The organism is Aeromonas sp. ASNIH8 (assembly GCF_002919855.1).
GTDB classification, from domain to species: domain Bacteria; phylum Pseudomonadota; class Gammaproteobacteria; order Enterobacterales; family Aeromonadaceae; genus Aeromonas; species Aeromonas caviae.
On sequence record NZ_PQLN01000036.1, the window covers coordinates 22,673 to 41,080 of the forward strand.

Annotated in this window: 13 protein-coding genes; 5 read left to right on the forward strand and 8 right to left on the reverse strand. The window is 60.1% G+C overall.

The features are described 5' to 3' along the window. Positions 1-155: 155 nt before the first annotated feature. The 6 genes from oppF to C3418_RS11375 form a co-directional block, all read right to left on the reverse strand. Positions 156-1,151 carry a murein tripeptide/oligopeptide ABC transporter ATP binding protein OppF gene (gene oppF, locus C3418_RS11350; protein WP_103858528.1) on the reverse strand — a complete coding sequence of 332 codons (996 nt, stop codon included), beginning with the start codon at positions 1,149-1,151 and terminating at the stop codon, positions 156-158. Next, a complete protein-coding gene (locus C3418_RS11355) occupies positions 1,152-2,132 on the reverse strand; it encodes an ABC transporter ATP-binding protein (RefSeq protein ID WP_039038983.1) in 981 nt (326 codons plus the stop codon). It abuts the gene before it with no gap. A 108-nt stretch (positions 2,133-2,240) separates the two neighbouring features. Beyond that, complete coding sequence (oppC, locus tag C3418_RS11360) at positions 2,241-3,152, reverse strand: oligopeptide ABC transporter permease OppC (RefSeq protein ID WP_010674331.1); 912 nt, start codon at positions 3,150-3,152, stop codon at positions 2,241-2,243. A gap of 14 nt (positions 3,153-3,166) precedes the next feature. Continuing rightward, positions 3,167-4,087 carry an oligopeptide ABC transporter permease OppB gene (oppB, locus tag C3418_RS11365; protein ID WP_010674330.1) on the reverse strand — a complete coding sequence of 307 codons (921 nt, stop codon included), beginning with the start codon at positions 4,085-4,087 and terminating at the stop codon, positions 3,167-3,169. Positions 4,088-4,184: 97 nt separating this feature from the next. Further along, on the reverse strand, positions 4,185-5,804 hold the full coding sequence (locus C3418_RS11370; RefSeq protein WP_041212840.1) for an ABC transporter substrate-binding protein: 1,620 nt from the start codon (positions 5,802-5,804) through the stop codon (positions 4,185-4,187). A gap of 280 nt (positions 5,805-6,084) precedes the next feature. After that, positions 6,085-6,720, reverse strand: coding sequence for a YchE family NAAT transporter (locus tag C3418_RS11375; RefSeq protein WP_010674328.1), 636 nt, complete (start codon positions 6,718-6,720; stop codon positions 6,085-6,087). Between the two features lie 833 nt (positions 6,721-7,553). Between C3418_RS11375 and adhE the strand changes: the two genes are divergently transcribed. The 5 genes from adhE (at position 7,554) to C3418_RS11400 (ending at position 15,886) form a co-directional block, all read left to right on the forward strand. Further along, the gene (adhE, locus tag C3418_RS11380; protein WP_103858529.1) at positions 7,554-10,229 is read left to right on the forward strand and encodes a bifunctional acetaldehyde-CoA/alcohol dehydrogenase; all 2,676 of its coding nucleotides are present in this window, start codon (positions 7,554-7,556) and stop codon (positions 10,227-10,229) included. A 110-nt stretch (positions 10,230-10,339) separates the two neighbouring features. Next, positions 10,340-11,575, forward strand: a complete 1,236-nt coding sequence (locus C3418_RS11385; RefSeq protein ID WP_103858530.1) for an HD-GYP domain-containing protein — start codon at positions 10,340-10,342, stop codon at positions 11,573-11,575. 352 nt (positions 11,576-11,927) lie between these two features. Further along, the gene (locus C3418_RS11390; protein WP_103858531.1) at positions 11,928-13,619 is read left to right on the forward strand and encodes a sensor histidine kinase; all 1,692 of its coding nucleotides are present in this window, start codon (positions 11,928-11,930) and stop codon (positions 13,617-13,619) included. Beyond that, the gene (gene btsR / locus C3418_RS11395; protein ID WP_103858532.1) at positions 13,616-14,320 is read left to right on the forward strand and encodes a two-component system response regulator BtsR; all 705 of its coding nucleotides are present in this window, start codon (positions 13,616-13,618) and stop codon (positions 14,318-14,320) included. The genes C3418_RS11390 and btsR overlap by 4 nt, the downstream gene beginning before the upstream one ends. Before the next feature lie 144 nt (positions 14,321-14,464). After that, positions 14,465-15,886 (forward strand): carbon starvation protein A, encoded by a 1,422-nt coding sequence (locus tag C3418_RS11400; protein ID WP_103858533.1) that lies wholly within the window; start codon positions 14,465-14,467, stop codon positions 15,884-15,886. A 62-nt stretch (positions 15,887-15,948) separates the two neighbouring features. Here the strand turns inward: C3418_RS11400 and C3418_RS11405 are convergent, their stop codons facing one another. Beyond that, positions 15,949-17,592, reverse strand: a complete 1,644-nt coding sequence (locus C3418_RS11405; RefSeq protein ID WP_029314351.1) for a mechanosensitive ion channel family protein — start codon at positions 17,590-17,592, stop codon at positions 15,949-15,951. 325 nt (positions 17,593-17,917) lie between these two features. Further along, the coding region (locus C3418_RS11410; protein WP_146054105.1) for an RNA-guided endonuclease TnpB family protein at positions 17,918-18,408 on the reverse strand (491 nt) is incomplete at its 5' end.

Genomic DNA, 18,408 nt, shown 5'->3' on the forward strand with positions numbered 1-18,408 from the left:
GGATATGGGTGCACCGTAATGACGACAAACCGGCGAGAAGTTACTCCCCTTGTGAGGCGGATAGTAGCAGCGACAACCGCTGGCGCCAAGAGAGGATTTGATGGGCAGGCAAAAAAGAGGGGCGCCACCCGGGCGCCCCTGTCACGCTCCCATCCTCAGAGCGGGTCCACCTTGAGACAGGAAACCGCGTGGTCGAAGTTGCCCTCGAGCTGGGGCCGGGTCTTGGCGCACTCCGGGCCTGCCACCGGGCAGCGGGTGCGGAATACGCAACCGGACGGCGGGTTCATGGGGGACGGCAGATCCCCTTCCAGGATCTGGATGGTCTTGCTGCGCTCCACGTCCGGATCCGGGATGGGCACTGCCGACATCAGCGCCTTGGTATAGGGGTGCAAGGGGTTCGCGAAGATCTCCTTGCCGGTGCCGAGTTCCACCGCGTTGCCCAGGTACATCACCAGCACCCGATCGGAGATGTGTTTGACCACGGAGAGGTCGTGGGCGATGAAGATGAGGGAGAGACCCATCTCCTTTTGCAGGGATTTCAGCAGGTTCACCACCTGAGCCTGGATGGAGACATCCAGCGCCGAGACCGGCTCGTCACAGATGATCATCTTGGGCTCGAGGATGAGCGCCCGGGCGATGCCGATGCGCTGGCACTGGCCGCCGGAGAACTCATGGGGGTAACGGTTCACCAGGTTCGGCAACAGACCCACCTTGGTCATCATGGCGCGCACCTTCTCCTTCACCTCTTCCCTTGCCAGGGTCGGGTAGAAGGTGATGAGGGGCTCGGCGATGATGTCCCCTATGGTCATGCGGGGGTTCAGGGAGGCCAGCGGGTCCTGGAAGATCATCTGGATCTCCTTGCGCTTCTCCCGCAGGGCGTTCTGCTCGAGTTTGGTCAAGTCCTGCCCAAGCCACACCACCTTGCCGTCGGTGGCCGGTACCAGGCCGATGAGGGCACGGGCGAAGGTGGATTTGCCGCAACCGGACTCCCCCACTACGCCCAGGGTCTCCCCTTCGTAGAGGCGCAGGGTCACTCCGTCCACCGCCTTCAGGGCGGAGGGCTTGGCCCAGGGCCAGGCCTTGTCACTCTTGATATGGAAGTGAACCTTGAGGTCAGACACTTCCAGCAGCAGTTTCTTGTCAGTACCCATTTAGTTCACTCCCTTGATCATGGCATCCGATACCCAGTGGCACGCCCGCTCCCGGCCGTCGTTGAACGGCGTCAGGATCGGAGACTGCTGGCCACAAATCTCGCTCACCCGGTGGCAACGCTCCTGGAAGGGGCAGCCGGTGGGCAAACGCAGCAGGTTGGGCGGATTGCCCGGGATGGTGGGCAGCTCTTCCCCTTCGGTGTCGAGGCGGGGAATGGCGCGCAGCAAGCCTTCGGTATAGGGGTGGCTCGGGCGATAGAAGATATCGTTGACCCGGCCGTACTCCATGGTCCGGCCTGCGTACATCACCAGCACCTTGTCGCAGATGCCGGCCACGACGCCAAGATCGTGGGTGATCATGATGATGGCGGTGTTGAACTCGCGCTTGAGCTCGTTCATCAGGGTCATGATCTGGGCTTGTACCGTCACGTCCAGCGCCGTGGTCGGCTCGTCGGCGATGAGCAGCTGCGGCCGGCACAGGAGCGCCATGGCGATCATCACCCGCTGGCGCATGCCGCCGGAGAACTCGTGGGGGTACATGTTCATCCGCTTGCGCGACTCGGGGATCTTCACCGCGTCCAGCATGCGCACCGACTCCTCGAAGGCGGCAGCCTTGGTCATCCCCTTGTGCAGCATCAGCACTTCCATCAGCTGATCCTTGACCTTCATGTAGGGGTTGAGCGACGTCATGGGGTCCTGGAAGATCATGGCGATCTTCTCGGAGCGGATCTTGTTGAGCTTGTGCTCCGGCAGATTCAGGATCTCGTCCCCCTGAAATTTGGCCGAGCCGGTGATGACACCGTTCTTGGCCAGCAGCCCCATGATGGCAAAGGCAGTCTGGGACTTGCCTGAGCCTGACTCCCCGACGATCCCCAAAGTTTCGCCAGCAGAAAGAGAAAAGTTGAGGTCGTTGACGGCCACCACATTGCCGTCCGGGGTCTTGAACTCGACCCGCAGATCTTTCACATCCAGTAATTTCATCTCAGTACTCCTTATCGCGCTGTCGTGATGGGGGCCTGCCCGTGGTGAACGCGGTGCGTTCCCTGAACGGGTCTGATGGCCCCTTGGCGTCTTGCCGGTCCCTGGGTATCAGCGATCCTTGGGATCCAGGGCATCACGCAGACCATCCCCGAGGAAGTTGAAGCAGAACAGGGTCACCACCATGAAACCGGCGGGGAACAGGAGTTGCCAGATGGCCACTTCCATCGACTTGGAGCCTTCATCCAGCAGGGCGCCCCAGCTGGTCATGGGCTCTTGCACGCCCAGACCCAGGAAGCTCAGGAAGGATTCGAACATGATCATCCCCGGCACCAGCAGGGTGGCGTAAACCGCAACTATGCCGAGCACGTTGGGCACGATATGACGGGTGATGATCTTCCACTTGGAGACGCCGCAGACGTGGGCCGCCTCGATGAACTCCTTGCTCTTGAGACTCAGGGTTTGGCCGCGCACGATCCGCGCCATGTCGAGCCAGCTCACCGCCCCGATGGCGAGGAAGATGAGGGCCAGATTGCGACCGAAGAAGGTCACCAGCATGATCACGAAGAACATGAAGGGGAAGGCGTTGAGGATCTCCAGCACCCGCATCATCAGGCTGTCGACGCGACCGCCGATGAAGCCGGACGCGGCGCCGTAGAGGGTGCCGATGATGACGGCCACCAGGGCCCCCATGATGCCGACCATCAGGGAGATGCGTCCGCCGAGCAGGGTACGCACGAAGAGATCGCGCCCCAGGCTGTCGGTGCCGAACCAGTGGCCGGTCTCCATGTCCGGGGCACTCTGCATGGCCCCCCAGTCCGGGTCATCGAACGTGTACTGGGACAGGTGGGGCCCCACGATCACCGCCAGACCGATGATGGTCAGGATGATGAGGCTGGTCAGGGCCGCCTTGTTGCGCAGGAAACGGCGACGGGCATCCTTCCACAGGGAGCGTCCTTCCACCACTTCCACTTTCTGGGCGAACGCCTCGACGGCTTCGCGCTTTTCAGTTGTGACTACCATGATGTACTCCCGGCTTAGTAACGGATCTTGGGATCGATGACGGCATAGAGAATATCGACCACGGCGTTAAAGGTGATGGTGAGGGCGCCGACCAGAATGGTCAGACCGAGCACCATGGAGTAATCACGGTTGAGGGCACCGTTGACGAACAGCTGGCCGATCCCCGGCAGGCCGAAGATGGTCTCGATGACCACGGAGCCGGTGATGATGCCCACGAAGGCCGGTCCCAGGTAGGAGACCACCGGCAGCATGGCCGGGCGCAGCGCGTGCTTGAGGATGATGTGGCGCAGGGGCAGCCCCTTGGCGCGGGCGGTACGGATGAAGTTGGAGTTCATGGTCTCGATCATGCTGCCGCGCATGATGCGGGAGATGGCCGAGATGTAGTACATCATCATGCCGAACACCGGCAGTACCATGAACTGGGCGCCGCCCCCCTGCCAGCCCCCCGCCGGGAACCAGCCCAGATAGATACTGAAGAAGAGCACCAGCAGCGGTGCCAGGACGAAGCCGGGTATCACCACCCCGGCCATGGCCGACGACATCAACAGGTAGTCGATGAGGGTGTTCTGTTTCAGGGCCGCAATGGTGCCGAAGGTGACCCCCAGGGTCACCGCCAGCAGGAAGGCGACCGAGCCTATCTTGGCGGAGACAGGCAGGGCCTGGCTCACCAGATCATTGACGGTGAAGTCCTTGTATTTGAAGGAGGGCCCCAGATCCCCCTGGACCAGGTTGCCGAGGTAAGTGAGGTATTGCATGCCGATGGGCTTGTCCAGGCCATATTTGGCTTCGATGTTGGCCAGGACTTCCGGCGGCAGGGCGCGTTCGCTGGTGAAGGGGTTACCCGGGGCGAAGCGCATCATGAAGAAGGAGACGGTGATCAAGACCAGCAGAGTCGGGATCGCTTCCAGTAGACGTTTAAGGATGAATTTCAACATAGACATTTCCTGTCCTGTACTGCTTCCAAAGGGTCGCGGTTGTAATAAAGGCCCGCCGTCTGGCGGGCCCTGCTTGTTATGCGACTTGTTTCTTTACTCAGTGAGCAACGATGTACATGTCTTTGCTGTAGATGTTGTCCAGCGGGTTGGCCGGGTAGCCGCCCACGTAGGGCTTGACCATGCGGGAGGTCACGTACTGATAGATGGGGGCGATCGGCATGTCCTTGGCCAGGATCTCTTCGGCCTGGACATAGAGCTTGTTGCGCGCCTCGGCATCCACCTGGTTGCGGGACTCGCTCATCAGCTTGTCGAACGTCGGGTTGGAGTATTTGCCGTCGTTGTTGCCGTGAGTGGTCTGCATCAGATCCAGCATGGAGGAGGCTTCGTTGTAGTCGGCAATCCAGCCGGCGCGGCCCACGTCGAAGTTACCCTGCTTCTTGGTCTCCAGGTAGGTCTTCCACTCCTGGTTCACCAGGCTCACCTGCACGCCGAGCTTCTTCCACATGGAGGCGACGGCCACGGCCACCTTTTTGTGGTTGTCATCGGTGTTGTAGAGCAGCTCGAACTTGAGCGGCTTGCCCGGGCCGTAACCGGCTTCGGTCAGCAGCTCTTTCGCCTTGGCATCGCGCTCTGCCTGGGTCAGCTTGGACCAGGCCGGCGCCACCGGCTTGAAGCCATCTACAAAGTCAGGCACGAGCGTATAGCCCGGGGTTTCGCCCTTGCCCATCACCTTGTCGGCGATCACGTTGCGATCGATGGCATAGGATAGGGCGGTACGCACCCGCACGTCGTCAAACGGCTTGTGCTTGAAGTTGTACTGGTAGTAGTAGGTGCCCACATAGCCGCTGACCTTTACTTCGTCCGGCAGCTCTTTCTTCATCTGCTTGAAGCGTTCGATGGGCATGTTGTAGGTCAGATCCACTTCGCCAGCCAGATAGCGGTTCAGCTCGGCGTTGGTGGACTGGATGGGCAGGTAGGTCACCTTGTTGATGACGGTCTTGCCATTGTTCCAGTAGTTGGGGTTGCGCTCGACGTCGACGCGCTCGTTGACCACCCAGTCCTTCAGCACGTAGGCGCCGTTGGATACCATGTTGCCGGGCTGGGTCCACTTGTCACCGAACTTCTCGATCACCTTCTTCGGGACCGGATAGGTGGTGGTGTGGGAGAGCATGCTGACGAAGTAAGGCACCGCCTTCTCCAGCTGCACCTCGAAGGTATGATCGTCCACCGCCTTCACGCCCAGGGTGTCGGCCGGCTTCTTGCCCGCGATGATGTCGGAGGCATTGATGATGGTCGGGATCTCCATGTACCAGGAGTAGGGAGAGGCCGTCTTGGGATCCACCGCGCGCTGGAAGGCAAAGACGAAGTCATGAGCGGTGACGGGATCCCCGTTGGACCACTTGGCATCCTTGCGCAGGTGGAACACGTAATGTTTGTTGTCCTTGGTTTCCCAGGACTCGGCGACGCCGGGCAGGGTCTCACCCTTGGGGCCGGAGGAGACGAGACCTTCGAACAGGTCACGCAATACGTTGGATTCGGGGGTACCTTCCACTTTCTGGGGATCCAGGGTGGCGGGTTCGGAACCATTGCCTTTCACCAGGGTTTGCTCGGGAGCAAGCTTGGTACCGGCGGGGACATCGGCGGCGTGAGCCAGGGTGGCGCCACCGAAAAGTGCAGTCAATAAAAGGGTATTAATAATTGTTTTTCTATGAGTCATTTCCATACTCCAACAAGAACATTCCATGCATTTGTTATCCACGAGACAAACACCTCGCTGCCCGCATAATTCCCTGACAATTCTGATAATGCAATAGATATCATCAGGAACAGGCCGCTTTCATGGTCAAAAAAACAACTTAAAACCATTTATTCAGCATTTAAATATCCCGCAGCGGTCATTTTTCGTACAAGGCCGCTCGATTCTAGGAAATGACCAACAAAAAAGAAACAATAAAAAGCCGGTCACAAGGACCGGCTCCGACAAAAACGGACCTGGCTCACACCAGACCGGGGAAGACTCCCTTGATGCCCGCCACGATGATCTCGATGCCAAGGGACATCATGATGAGACCCATGATACGGGTCACCACGTTGATGCCGGTGTTGCCCATCAGCTTGAACAGCAGGGGAGCGGCGCGGAAGATGAGCCAGGAGCAGCAGGCAAACGCCACCACCACCACGAACATGCCGGCCATCTGGGGCAGGGTCTTCTGGCTGGCATAGACGATGGAAGAGGAGATGGCACCGGGTCCGGCCATCAGCGGCAGAGCCAGGGGCACCACGGCAATGGATTCACGCGCAGCCAGTTCACCCTTCTCCTGCTTGTTGTGCTTCACCTCCCCCAGCTTGCCCTGCAGCATCGACCAGGCGATCAGGGTGATCAGCGAGCCACCAGCAATGCGAAACGACGCCAGGGAGATGCCGAAACTGTCGAGGATGAGCTGTCCCATGCACATGGAGACCATCAGGATGATCATCACGGCAATGTGGGCGGTGGTGTTGGTCTTGCGTCGCTCCTCCGGCGACATGTGGCCCGTCAGGCTCACAAAGACCGGCAACAGACCCAGCGGGTTGATGATCGCAAACAGGCCGACGAAAAATTTCAGGTATAAAGAGAAGTCTATTGCTGCCATAGGCGCCATCCAGAACCAATACGAGCCACAAGGGGCCAGCCCCCAAACTGCGCGTAAATTTACACCATGGCTTTTCCCTTCTCCAATCAAATAATCTCACCCTTACCGGGGCTTTTTAGTTAGTTCCGCTAATGTATCGAAAAAATTCAACATATCGGGTTGTTAAGGGAGAGAGGTCGCCATTAACATCGCCGGGTGCCATGGCAGCGCGTTATATCAACCCTCAGCCAAGAAACGATATTTTCGGCAAATGGCACCCTTGCTTCTCACCACGCCTGCTTGCCGCCCCCACCCGCTCCTGTGACCCCGATTTTTGGCCTTTCTCACCCTGGTGCGGCGCCAGTGGGGCCGGCTGTGAAGAGGTGACACGCTCCCTGCCACCGCCAGATGTGCTGTTTCGCCAGGGCGACTGGATGAAAACAACAACCCCTTTCTCAACATAAATGAAACGTCAGGGGAGTGGACGTTCTGCCACCATCACGGCGATACCGCCTCCCCCCATCCCGGCCAAGGCGAGAATTCATCGGATCCCCTTCCCTGAGCAGATATTCCAAGGGCGCATGACAGCAGCTCGTGGTGCCAAGAAAGGATGACACACTCCCGTAACATAGTGGTGCGACAAGGGGTGAAACAAAATTTCTTTTGTTCTTTTGTTACATATGATCCAGATCAATCTTTTCTGACACATCCCGACCCTATAATCGAGCCAGAAAACAGTTTACTAAGGCATGTAAATACCCCGTTATGGTGATTCTCGCCTTGACAAGGTGGCTATAATTGCCGGGCATTGCCAAGGTCTTACTAAACAGTTTTCAAATCATCAGGAGATAAACATGGCAGTAACCAATTTGGCTGAACTGGATGCACTGGTTGCCCGCGTCAAAGAAGCACAGCGTCAATTCGCCAGCTTCTCGCAAGAGCAGGTAGACAAGGTCTTCCGCGCCGCCGCTCTGGCCGCCAGCAACGCCCGTATCCCCCTGGCCCAGATGGCCGTTGCCGAATCCGGCATGGGTATCATCGAAGACAAGGTTATTAAGAACCACTTCGCCTCCGAATACATCTACAACGCCTATAAAGATGAGAAGACCTGCGGCATCCTCAGTGAAGATGACGAGATGGGCACCATCACCATCGCCGAGCCGGTAGGCATCATCTGCGGTATCGTACCGACCACCAACCCGACTTCCACCGCGATCTTCAAGGCCCTCATCTCCCTGAAGACCCGCAACGCCATCATCTTCTCCCCGCACCCCCGCGCCAAGAACTCCACCAATACCGCTGCCAAGCTGGTACTGGATGCTGCCGTGGCTGCCGGTGCGCCGAAAGACATCATCGGCTGGATTGATCAACCCTCCGTCGAACTCTCCAATGCCCTGATGCGTCACGACGACATCAACCTGATCCTGGCCACCGGTGGCCCGGGCATGGTGAAGGCCGCCTACTCCTCCGGCAAACCCGCCATCGGCGTGGGTGCGGGCAACGTGCCCATCGTCATCGACGAAACCGCCGACGTGAAGCGTGCCGTCGCCTCCATCCTGATGTCCAAGACCTTCGACAACGGCGTGGTCTGTGCCTCCGAGCAGGCTGTCATCGTGGTCGACTCCATCTACAACCAGGTCAAGGAGCGTTTCGCGACCCACGCCGGCTACATCCTCTCCAAGGACGAAGCGGACAAGGTGCGTAAAGTGCTGCTGATCAACGGCGCCCTGAACGCCGACATCGTGGGCCAGCCTGCTACCAAGATCGCCGCCATGGCCGGCGTGACCGTGCCTGCCACCACCAAGATCCTCATCGGTGAAGGTCTGGAACTCTGCGCAGAAGACGAGTTCGCTCACGAGAAACTCTCCCCGACGCTGGGTATGTTCCGTGCCAAGAACTTCGAAGAAGCCGTCGAAATGGCCTGCGACATGGTCAACATCGGTGGTATCGGCCACACCTCCGGTCTCTATACCGACCAGGATCGCAATGCCGACCGCATCAAGTACTTCGGCGACAAGATGAAGACCGCCCGTATCCTCATCAACACCCCCTCCACCCAGGGTGGTATCGGTGACCTGTACAACTTCGCGCTGGCCCCGTCCCTGACCCTGGGTTGCGGCTCCTGGAGTGGTAACTCCATCTCCGAGAACGTCGGTCCCAAGCACTTGATCAACAAGAAGACAGTCGCAAAACGGGCAGAAAATATGCTGTGGCACAAACTTCCGAAATCCATCTACTTCCGTCGTGGTTCCCTGCCGATCGCCCTGGGCGACCTGGAAGGCAAGAAGCGCGCCATGGTGGTGACCGACCGCTTCCTGTTCAACAACGGCTATGCCGATGAAGTGGTTCGCCTGCTCAAGAAGCTGAACATGGAAGTGGAGATCTTCTACGAAGTGGAAGCCGACCCCACCCTGTCCGTGGTCCGCAAGGGCGCCGAGATGGCCAACTCCTTCAAGCCGGACGTGATCGTCGCCCTGGGTGGTGGTTCACCCATGGATGCCGCCAAGATCATGTGGGTCATGTACGAGCACCCGGACACCGCGTTCGAAGACCTGGCCATGCGCTTCATGGACATCCGCAAGCGTATCTACAAGTTCCCGAAAATGGGCGTGAAGGCCGAACTGGTCTGTATCACCACCACGTCCGGTACCGGTTCTGAAGTGACCCCGTTTGCGGTCGTGACCGACGACGCCACCGGCATGAAGTACCCGCTGGCCGACTACGAGCTGACCCCGAACATGGCCATCGTGGATGCCAACCTGGTAATGGGCATGCCCAAATCCTTGTGTGCCTTCGGTGGTATCGACGCCGTGACCCACGCCATGGAAGCCTATGTCTCCGTGCTGGCCAACGAATACTCCGACGGTCAGGCGCTGCAAGCCCTGAAACTGCTGAAGGAGTACCTGCCCTCCAGCTACATCAACGGCGCCAACGACCCGGTTGCCCGCGAGAAGGTGCACAACGCGGCCACCATCGCCGGTATCGCGTTTGCCAACGCATTTCTGGGTGTGTGCCACTCCATGGCCCACAAACTGGGTGCGGAGTTCCACATCCCCCACGGTCTGGCCAACGCCCTGCTGATCAGCAACGTCATCCGCTACAACGCGAACGACAACCCGACCAAGCAGACCGCGTTCTCCCAGTACGACCGTCCGCAGGCTCGCCGTCGCTACGCCGAAGTGGCTGACCACCTGGGCCTGACCGCTGCCGGTGACCGTACCGCCGCCAAGATCGAGAAGCTGCTGACCTGGCTGGACGAGCTGAAGGCCACCCTGGGGATCCCGGCCTCCATCCGCGAAGCCGGCGTGAACGAAGCGGACTTCCTGGCCAAGGTAGACCAGCTGGCCCTGGAAGCCTTCGATGACCAGTGCACCGGCGCCAACCCGCGCTACCCGCTGATCACCGAGCTGAAAGCCATCCTGATGGACACCTACTACGGCCGTCCCTTCATCGAGGAAGCCCCTGCTGCTGCCCCGGTTGCAGCCAAGGTCGACGCCAAGGTGGACAACAAGAAAAAATCCAAGGCCTGATAAACGCCACTGATGACAAGAGCCCGCGCACATGCGCGGGCTTTTTTGTTTGTCTATCTGTTTAATTTTGCTAGCTTGTTGATAGGCAAATTCGACAGAAGAGCTAGTCCATGGCGCTGATACAGGCCTCCATCGAGCAGTTGAGAGTCGGCCACTACATCCATCTTCCCACGGGATGGACGAGCCACCCTTTAATGTTCAACGCCTTCAAAATCAAGGACCAGCAACAGCTCGACATCATCCGCCACCTCGACCTGACCCTGCTGATGGTGGATCCCGACAAGAGCGATCTGCCGGTCGAGCCCCTGCTGCGGGCCGAACCCGTTCCCTCTCTTGAGATGAGCGACACCGGGGATACCGCCCCCTCTTCTGAGGGCCCCACCTTCGACGAAAAGGCGTTCAGGCGCTCCCTTCGCATCGCGGACAAGGCGTTCGGTCAATCCCTGTCAGATCTTCGCGACGCCCTTGGCGCCCTCAACCTCAAACCGGACGAAGGCCTGGCCAATACTGCGCAGATAGTGCGCAGCACCGCCGCCCGTCTGGCAGAACACCAGGGGCCGCTCGGTCTGCACCTCATCCGCAGCCAGAACACGGATACCCTGCTGCAACACAGCCTGAGCGTGGCCTTCATCGCCATGTTGATGGCACGGGAGCTTGGCATGAATCCCGTCGAGATCGAGGAGACCGGTCTGGCGGGCCTGCTCCACGACATCGGCGAGCTCAGGATCCCGGGCCAGATCATCCAGAAGCGGGGGGAGCTCAGCAAGGCGGAGCAGAATTTCCTCAACATGCACCCCCAGTACGGACTGGTGATGCTCAACCAGTTGCAGGCTTTCGAACCCAGGATCCGTGAGGTCGCCTACCTGCATCACGAACGCCTCGATGGCAGCGGTTTTCCCCTCGGGATCAAGGGCGACAAGATCCCCCCCCTCGCCCGCCTCATCGGGCTGGTGGATCACTATGACGAGCTGCTTCACCCGCGCAGCGGCCTCAACCCGCCGGGGCCCAGCCAGGTGATCGGCCAGCTCTACAAGCTCTCCCAGAAGAAGTTCGAGCAAACCCAGGTCAGGTTGCTGATAAAGGTGCTGGGGGTCTATCCACCGGGTTCCCTGGTGCGCCTGGATGACGATGCCCTGGCCCTGGTGCTCTCCACCGAGCCCAGCATGCCCCTCAGACCCAAGGTGCTGCCCTACCTCAAGGGGCAGCGGCCGGAAGGAGTGGCCATGATCGATCTGCGGGAAGATGCGCGAAGCATCGTCGCCACCCTCAGACAGGAAGAGCTGGACGACGCGCAACGCGCTTTTTTCGGTCTGGGTCGGCGGGTCTGTTACTATTTCGCCTTCTGAGTTATCCCCAGAAGCTGGGGATAACTCATTGGACAAACCTGAATAATTGCTCAGGTCCCCTCGAAATCGTCCACCATTGGAGCTGGATAAAAAACGCCCAGCCGATGGCCGGGCGGAGCATGCCACCTCCGTGTGGCGTATCCGGTGGATACCTTCATGCTCGCATCAGCAATATCAAGCGGGCATCGATTACACAAATATCAATTTAACGTGCTGATTTTATATGGTTTTATTTTTCCATTCTGGCAAACTGCCGCAGCGTTCAGCCCGCAGCCCGCATCAAGACGGGCTCAGGCTCACCCTGCGTCATGACAACGCCCGGCTCCGGCGTGGTGTTTGAGGAAGCTTTTTTATGCAACTAGTCCTCTCTCTGCTCCAGCAGATGAGCGTCAGCCTGGTCATCGCCTACCTTTTTTCCAAAAGCCCCCTGTTGCGTCCCCTGGCCAACTACTCCGTCAGGCTGCCCCACAAGGTGCTCATCTATGTCATCTTCTCCTGCTTTTGCATCCTGGGAACCTATGTGGGCCTCGACATCGATGACGCCATCGCCAACACCCGGGCGGTCGGTGCCGTACTGGGGGGACTGCTGGGCGGCCCCCTGGTGGGATTCCTGGTGGGGCTGACCGGCGGCCTGCACCGCTATACTCTGGGGGGGTTCACCGATCTCGCCTGCGCCATCTCCACCACCTGCGAGGGGCTGTTGGGGGGGCTGGTGCACTGGCGGCTGATGCGGGCAGGCAGGGTCAATGACCTCTTTGCACCCAGGGTCGCCTTCTTTACCACCTTCGTGGCCGAGATCATGCAGATGGTGATCATCCTGCTGGTCGCCACCCCCTTCGACAAGTCCCTGCTGCTGGTGCGCACCATCGCCACCCCCATGATCCTCGCCAACTCCTGCGGGGCGGCGCTCTTCATCAGCATGATCCGCGACCAGCAGCGGATGTACGAAAAGTTCTCCCGGGTCTTCTCCGCCAAGGCGCTCACCATCGCCAACCGTACCGTCGGCATCATGAGCCAGGGGTTCACTCCGGAGGCCAGCGGCAAGATAGCCCATATCGTTCAGGAAGAGACCGGCGTCGGCGCCGTCGCCATCACGGACACCGACAAGATCCTCGCCTTCATCGGCACCGGAGAAGATCACCACAAGCCGGGCACCCCCATCACCTCGGCGATCACCCTGCAAGCCATCGCCCAGAACAAGGTGCTGTTCGCCGATGGCAACAGCCAGCCCTATCGTTGCAGCATCTCCCCCCAGTGCCAGCTCGGCTCCGTGCTGGTGATCCCCCTGCAGGGTGACGAGGGGGTGATCGGCACCATCAAACTCTATGAGCCCAAGAAGCGGCTCTTCCTCAAGATCAATCACACCCTGGGAGAAGGGATCGCCAACCTGTTGTCCCAGCAACTGCTGGCAGGCCGCCTGGAGCAGCAGCAGCGCCTGCTGGTGCAATCCGAGCTCAAGCTGGTGCAGGCACAGATAAACCCCCACTTCCTGTTCAACACCCTCAACACCATCAGCGCCATTACCCGCCGCGATCCGGGACGGGCACGGGAGCTGCTGCTGCACCTCTCCCGCTTCTTTCGCAACAACCTCAAGCGCCAGAGCGGCCTGACCACGCTGCGTGAGGAGCAGGAGCACTGCCTCTCCTACCTGGAGATAGAGCAGGCCCGCTTTGGCGAGCGGCTCATCGTCATCAACGAGATCCCGCCCCACCTTGCCGAGGTGCAACTGCCGAGCTTCACCCTGCAGCCCCTCATCGAGAATGCCATCAAGCACGGCATCTGCTCCCTGCTGGGAGAGGGGCGACTTCGCCTCTTCGCGAGGGAAACCCCCGAGGCGATCACCCTTTGCGTCGAAGACAACGCCGGGGCCTGGCAGCCATCCGGCCAGGGGGATGGTCTGGGGATGAGCCTGGTGGACAAGCGCCTCAAGAGCGCCTTTGGCGAGCGCTATGGCATTGACGTCCAGTGGGAGCCGGAGCAATGGACCCGGGTCTCCCTGACGCTCCCACGACAACCCCGCACCACCGCCAAGGAGATGACATGATCTGCACCCTGATCGTCGATGACGAGCCCTATGCCCGCGAGGAGCTGGCAGAGCTGCTGGCCAGCGATCCCGACATCGAGATCCTGGGCATGGCGGGCAACGCCATCGAGGCGCTCGGCCTCATCCAGCAACTCAAGCCGGATGTGGTGTTTCTCGATATCCAGATGCCCAAACTCAGCGGCATGGAGCTGGTGGCCATGCTCGATCCCCTGCCCCGCATCGTCTTTGTCACCGCGTTCGACGACTACGCCATCCAGGCGTTCGAGGAGAACGCCTTCGATTACCTGCTCAAGCCGGTGGAGCCGGCGCGCCTCGCCAAGACCCTGGCGCGGCTCAGGCAGGACATCACCCCGCAACCGGTCGGAACCCTGGCCCCGACCATCCACCATATCCCCGGATACCTGCACAACCGGGTGCGGCTGCTCCCAACCTCCCAGGTGGAGTACGCCTTCTCCGATCTCGGCGGCGTCCATGTCGCCTGCCAGGGCGAGCTGTTTCACACCCAGCTCACCCTCAAGTCCCTCGAGGAGAAGACCCCGCTGCTGCGCTGTCACCGCCAGTATCTGGTGGCCCCGGCCGCCATCTTCGAAATCCGTTTGCTGGATAATCAGCTGGCGGAGATCGTGACCCCGAGCGGGGCCCGGGTACCGGTCAGCCGCCGCTACCTCAAGGAGCTAAAAGACGAGCTGGGACTGGAATAAAGCGGGGCGCGATGTGCTCCGGATCACAGCGGACAACCGCTCGGGTCGCCATGTCGCCGCTCACCCCCTTTCACCTGCCGTTAACAGAAGTCCCCCCCTACACTGGCTGCGCACACCAAAAAATAACAAAGCAGGAGCGTAGCAATGATCTGGTTCTTCCTCTGTGTCGGCTTACTTGTAGCCGGCTACTTCATATACGGCAAATTCATCGAACGGATATTCGGGCCCAAACCCGAGTTGAAGACCCCCGCCATCACCATGGCGGACGGGGTGGACTATGTCCCCATGTCGGACAAGAAGGTCTACCTGGTTCAACTGCTCAACATCGCCGGCGTCGGCCCCATCTTCGGCCCCATCCTGGGTGCCCTCTATGGTCCGGTCGCCATGCTCTGGATCGTCTTTGGCTGCATCTTCGCCGGTGCGGTCCACGACTACTTCTCCGGCATGCTGTCGGTACGCGCCAGGGGCGCCTCGGTGCCGACCGTAGTCGGTGAGCACCTGGGCACCGCCGCCAAGCACTTCATGAACCTCTTTGCCGTGGTGCTCCTGATGCTGGTGGGCGTGGTCTTCGTCCTGAGCCCGGCGGGCCTGCTCGCCAACCTCACCTCCACCGACCTGGTCTACTGGATTGCGGCCATCTTCGCCTACTACATCCTCGCGACCATCGTCCCCATCGACAAGATCATCGGCCGCTTCTACCCCATCTTCGGCGCGCTGCTGGTGTTCATGTCGGTCGGCCTCATCATCGGCCTCATCGTCTCCGGCAAGGGCTTCTACAACACCGGGATGGACTTCTCCAACCTGCACCCGACGGACCTGCCGCTCTGGCCGCTGCTGTTCATCACCATCGCCTGTGGTGCCGTCTCCGGTTTCCACGCCACCCAGTCCCCGCTGATGGCGCGCTGCATGCAGAACGAGAGCTCCGGTCGCTTCATCTTCTACGGCGCCATGATAGGGGAAGGCATCATCGCCCTCATCTGGTGCACCCTGGGTCTCTCCTTCTACGACAGCACCGAGGCACTCAACGCCACCCTGGCCAGCGGCGGCCCCTCTGCCGTGGTGCACGAAGTCTCCACCAGCCTGCTCGGTACCGTGGGCGGCATCCTGGCGATCCTCGGCGTGGTGATCCTGCCCATCACCTCCGGTGACACCGCGTTTCGCAGCGCCCGCCTCATCGTGGCGGACTTCCTGAACCTGACCCAGAAGCCCATGGCCAAGCGTCTGCTCATCGCCATCCCCATGTTCATCCTTGGTTTCATCATCTCCAAGGCCGAGTTCGGGGTGATCTGGCGCTACTTCGGCTGGGCCAACCAGACCACCGCCGTCATCATGCTGTGGGCTGCGGCCGCCTACCTCATCAAGGAAGGCAAGCTGCACTGGGTATGCACCATTCCCGCCATCTTCATGACCGCAGTGGTCATCACCTACCTGGCCAACGCCCCCATCGGTTTCGGCCTCGAGATGAATGTTTCCACCATCATCGGTCTGGTGAGCACCGCCCTCATCACCCTCGCCTTCCTGGTGAAATTCAGGCCCTCCCAACTGAGAGAGGCCAAGGAGAACTGAGGCGTCAGCTTCTCTTCATGACAAGAGGCCCGGCATTGCTGCCGGGCCTCTGCTTTTTGTGGTCACTCTCTGGCGGGGGGCTCGGCGGAATCGGGCGCCCGGGCCGGCGCCTGATACCACTGCTCCCTGGCCACCAGCACAGCCTGTTCCGGCTGGGCAATGAAGTTGGGGGACATGATCTGCACCCCGAACTCGTTGAAGACATCCTGAATATGGCCATGGAGCTCCGTCTTGACCACCGCAGGGAGTTCGCTTGCCTTCATCCTCACCTGCAACTCGTACTCCACATACCAATCCTGCAGATGCAACTGCCGCACCAGGGGAGCTTCATCCTGATTGAGCCGGGTGCAGCGCCGCGCGGCCAGCTCCAGCATGGCATGTACCTGACGCCAGGGGGTGTCATAACCGATGGTCACCTTGGTCAACAGGGCCACCCCCTTCTCGCCCGCCAGCCGTGTCAGGTTCACCACCTTGCCCCCCACCACCACTGCATTGGGCAGCGTGACCTCGTGATCCTGGCGCGTCACCAGCTTGGTCGAGAGGGCATTGAGCTCGCTCACCATCCCCTCCACCTCGCCGATCTGCACCAGATCCCCTGGCCGCAGTGCGCGGGAGTAAATGAGCACCAGGCCGCTCATGGCATGGTTCATGATACCGGCCGATCCCAGTGTCACCATCAGACCGAAGAAGACGCTGATCCCCTTGAAGGCATCGGAATCCGCACCCGGCAGATAGGGGTAGGCCACGGTCAGGGCAAACAGCCAGATCACCACTGACAGCAGTCGCCGGGTGGCGCCTATGGTCTCGGCGTGCAAACCCTGCACCCGAAACTGGCCACGCTCGATGCGGTCGAAGAGGATGGCCAGCATCTTGATGAAGAAACGGGTGATGACCACGATAAGCAGCACGGTTACCAGACCGGGCATGGCGGCAATCATGCCCTCCAGCATGTCGCCACACAGGGCAAACAGGGATTCCCCAAGCTGATAGCTCCAGGCCCGGGTCTGGGGGAACAGGCCGAGCACATAGGTCAGCCAGCCATAGGTGAGCATGAAGATGAGCAGCAGCGTGATGAGGCCGAGCAAGCGGACCTCGACATTCCCGGTGACCTGGCGCCAGGAGTGGGGGACCAGCCCCTTCTGCAGCAACAGGCGGTTGGCCAGCCACTTTCTGACTCGCCGATGCCCCCGCTGCAACAGCCAGATGAGGCCGAAGAAGATCAGGCTGACCACCACCGCCAAGCCGACGGCTCTGAGCAAATAGGGGGTCGAGTGCAGCTCGAGATACTTGATGCGCACGCCGTCGAGCCGATGCAGGACACGTTCGGCCGCCTGATCCAGGGTCAGCTCGTCGAATTCATCAAGGTCCCCTTCCAGCAGCACCAGAATGCGCTTGCCATTGACCAGAAACTCCCGGCTCTCCTGGCCGTGTCGACTGCCTTTCGTCACGGCCACAGGCGTCATGAGGTCGCTTGGCTCCATCCGCTGAACTCGCTCATGGGCCAGCCGTACCCTGGCCGCCCCATCCAGGTTGCCATATTTAGCCGTCAGCATGACGATGGGTTCATGAAGCAGGACCAGGGTCTGTGCCAACTCCTGCTCATTGGGCTCCATTCTGGGTTCGGCGGTCCAGCCGAGGCGGGACCACAACAGGCAGATCAGCAACAGGCCAAGCCGCCATCCTTTGCCACTGCACCATTCGTTCATCAGGTTCACCTCTCACCTTGCCCGGGCATCCATTGCTGCTTGATTTTATCTAACCAAATCAATTTTGTGTGTTAAATGAGCAACCGATGAACCATGCCTGTACCGCCACACCAACTCTCCGATTGCAGACTTGCACCGACGGCATATGCTGTCATTATTGCCGAAGCCTCGACTCGACAATCGAAGCATTGTTAGCGACTCAGACGGGAAAAATCGATGGTACTTGACTACATTGCCCTGGGGATCCTGGTGTTTGTCGTCTTGGTCATGTTCTTTGACATCCTCCCCCACCTTAGCGCTTCGCGTCACAGGAGGGGGATTCCCATTACTGGGTGATAGCTGCTCGCGCAGTACCGGGTTCCTGCTTCATCGGGCGGCCTGATTGCACCACGCCTCCACAGGCTAAAACGGCGTGTCCCGCCGCTAAAATATTGCGAGCGCCGTTCACATCGGCGTTCGCCTCATAACCACACGCAGCGCATTTAAACTGGCTTTGCGTCTGGCGGTTATCCTTCGCAGTATGCCCACAACAGGCGCACTGCTGGCTCGTGTAGGCCGGGTTTATCGCCAACACCTGACCGCCTCGCCATGCCTGCTTATATTCGAGCTGGCGGCGCAGCTCAAACCAGCCCTGATCTAATATCGAACGATTCAGCCCTGATTTTGCCCGGACGTTGCGCCCCGGCTGGCTGGTCGTGCCCGCTGCTGATTTTGACATGCTGGCAACCTTCAAATCCTCAATGACGATCATCGCGTGGTTTTTGCTGATAGTCGTTGTGACCTTGTGAAGGTAATCGCGGCGGGTATTGGCGATAT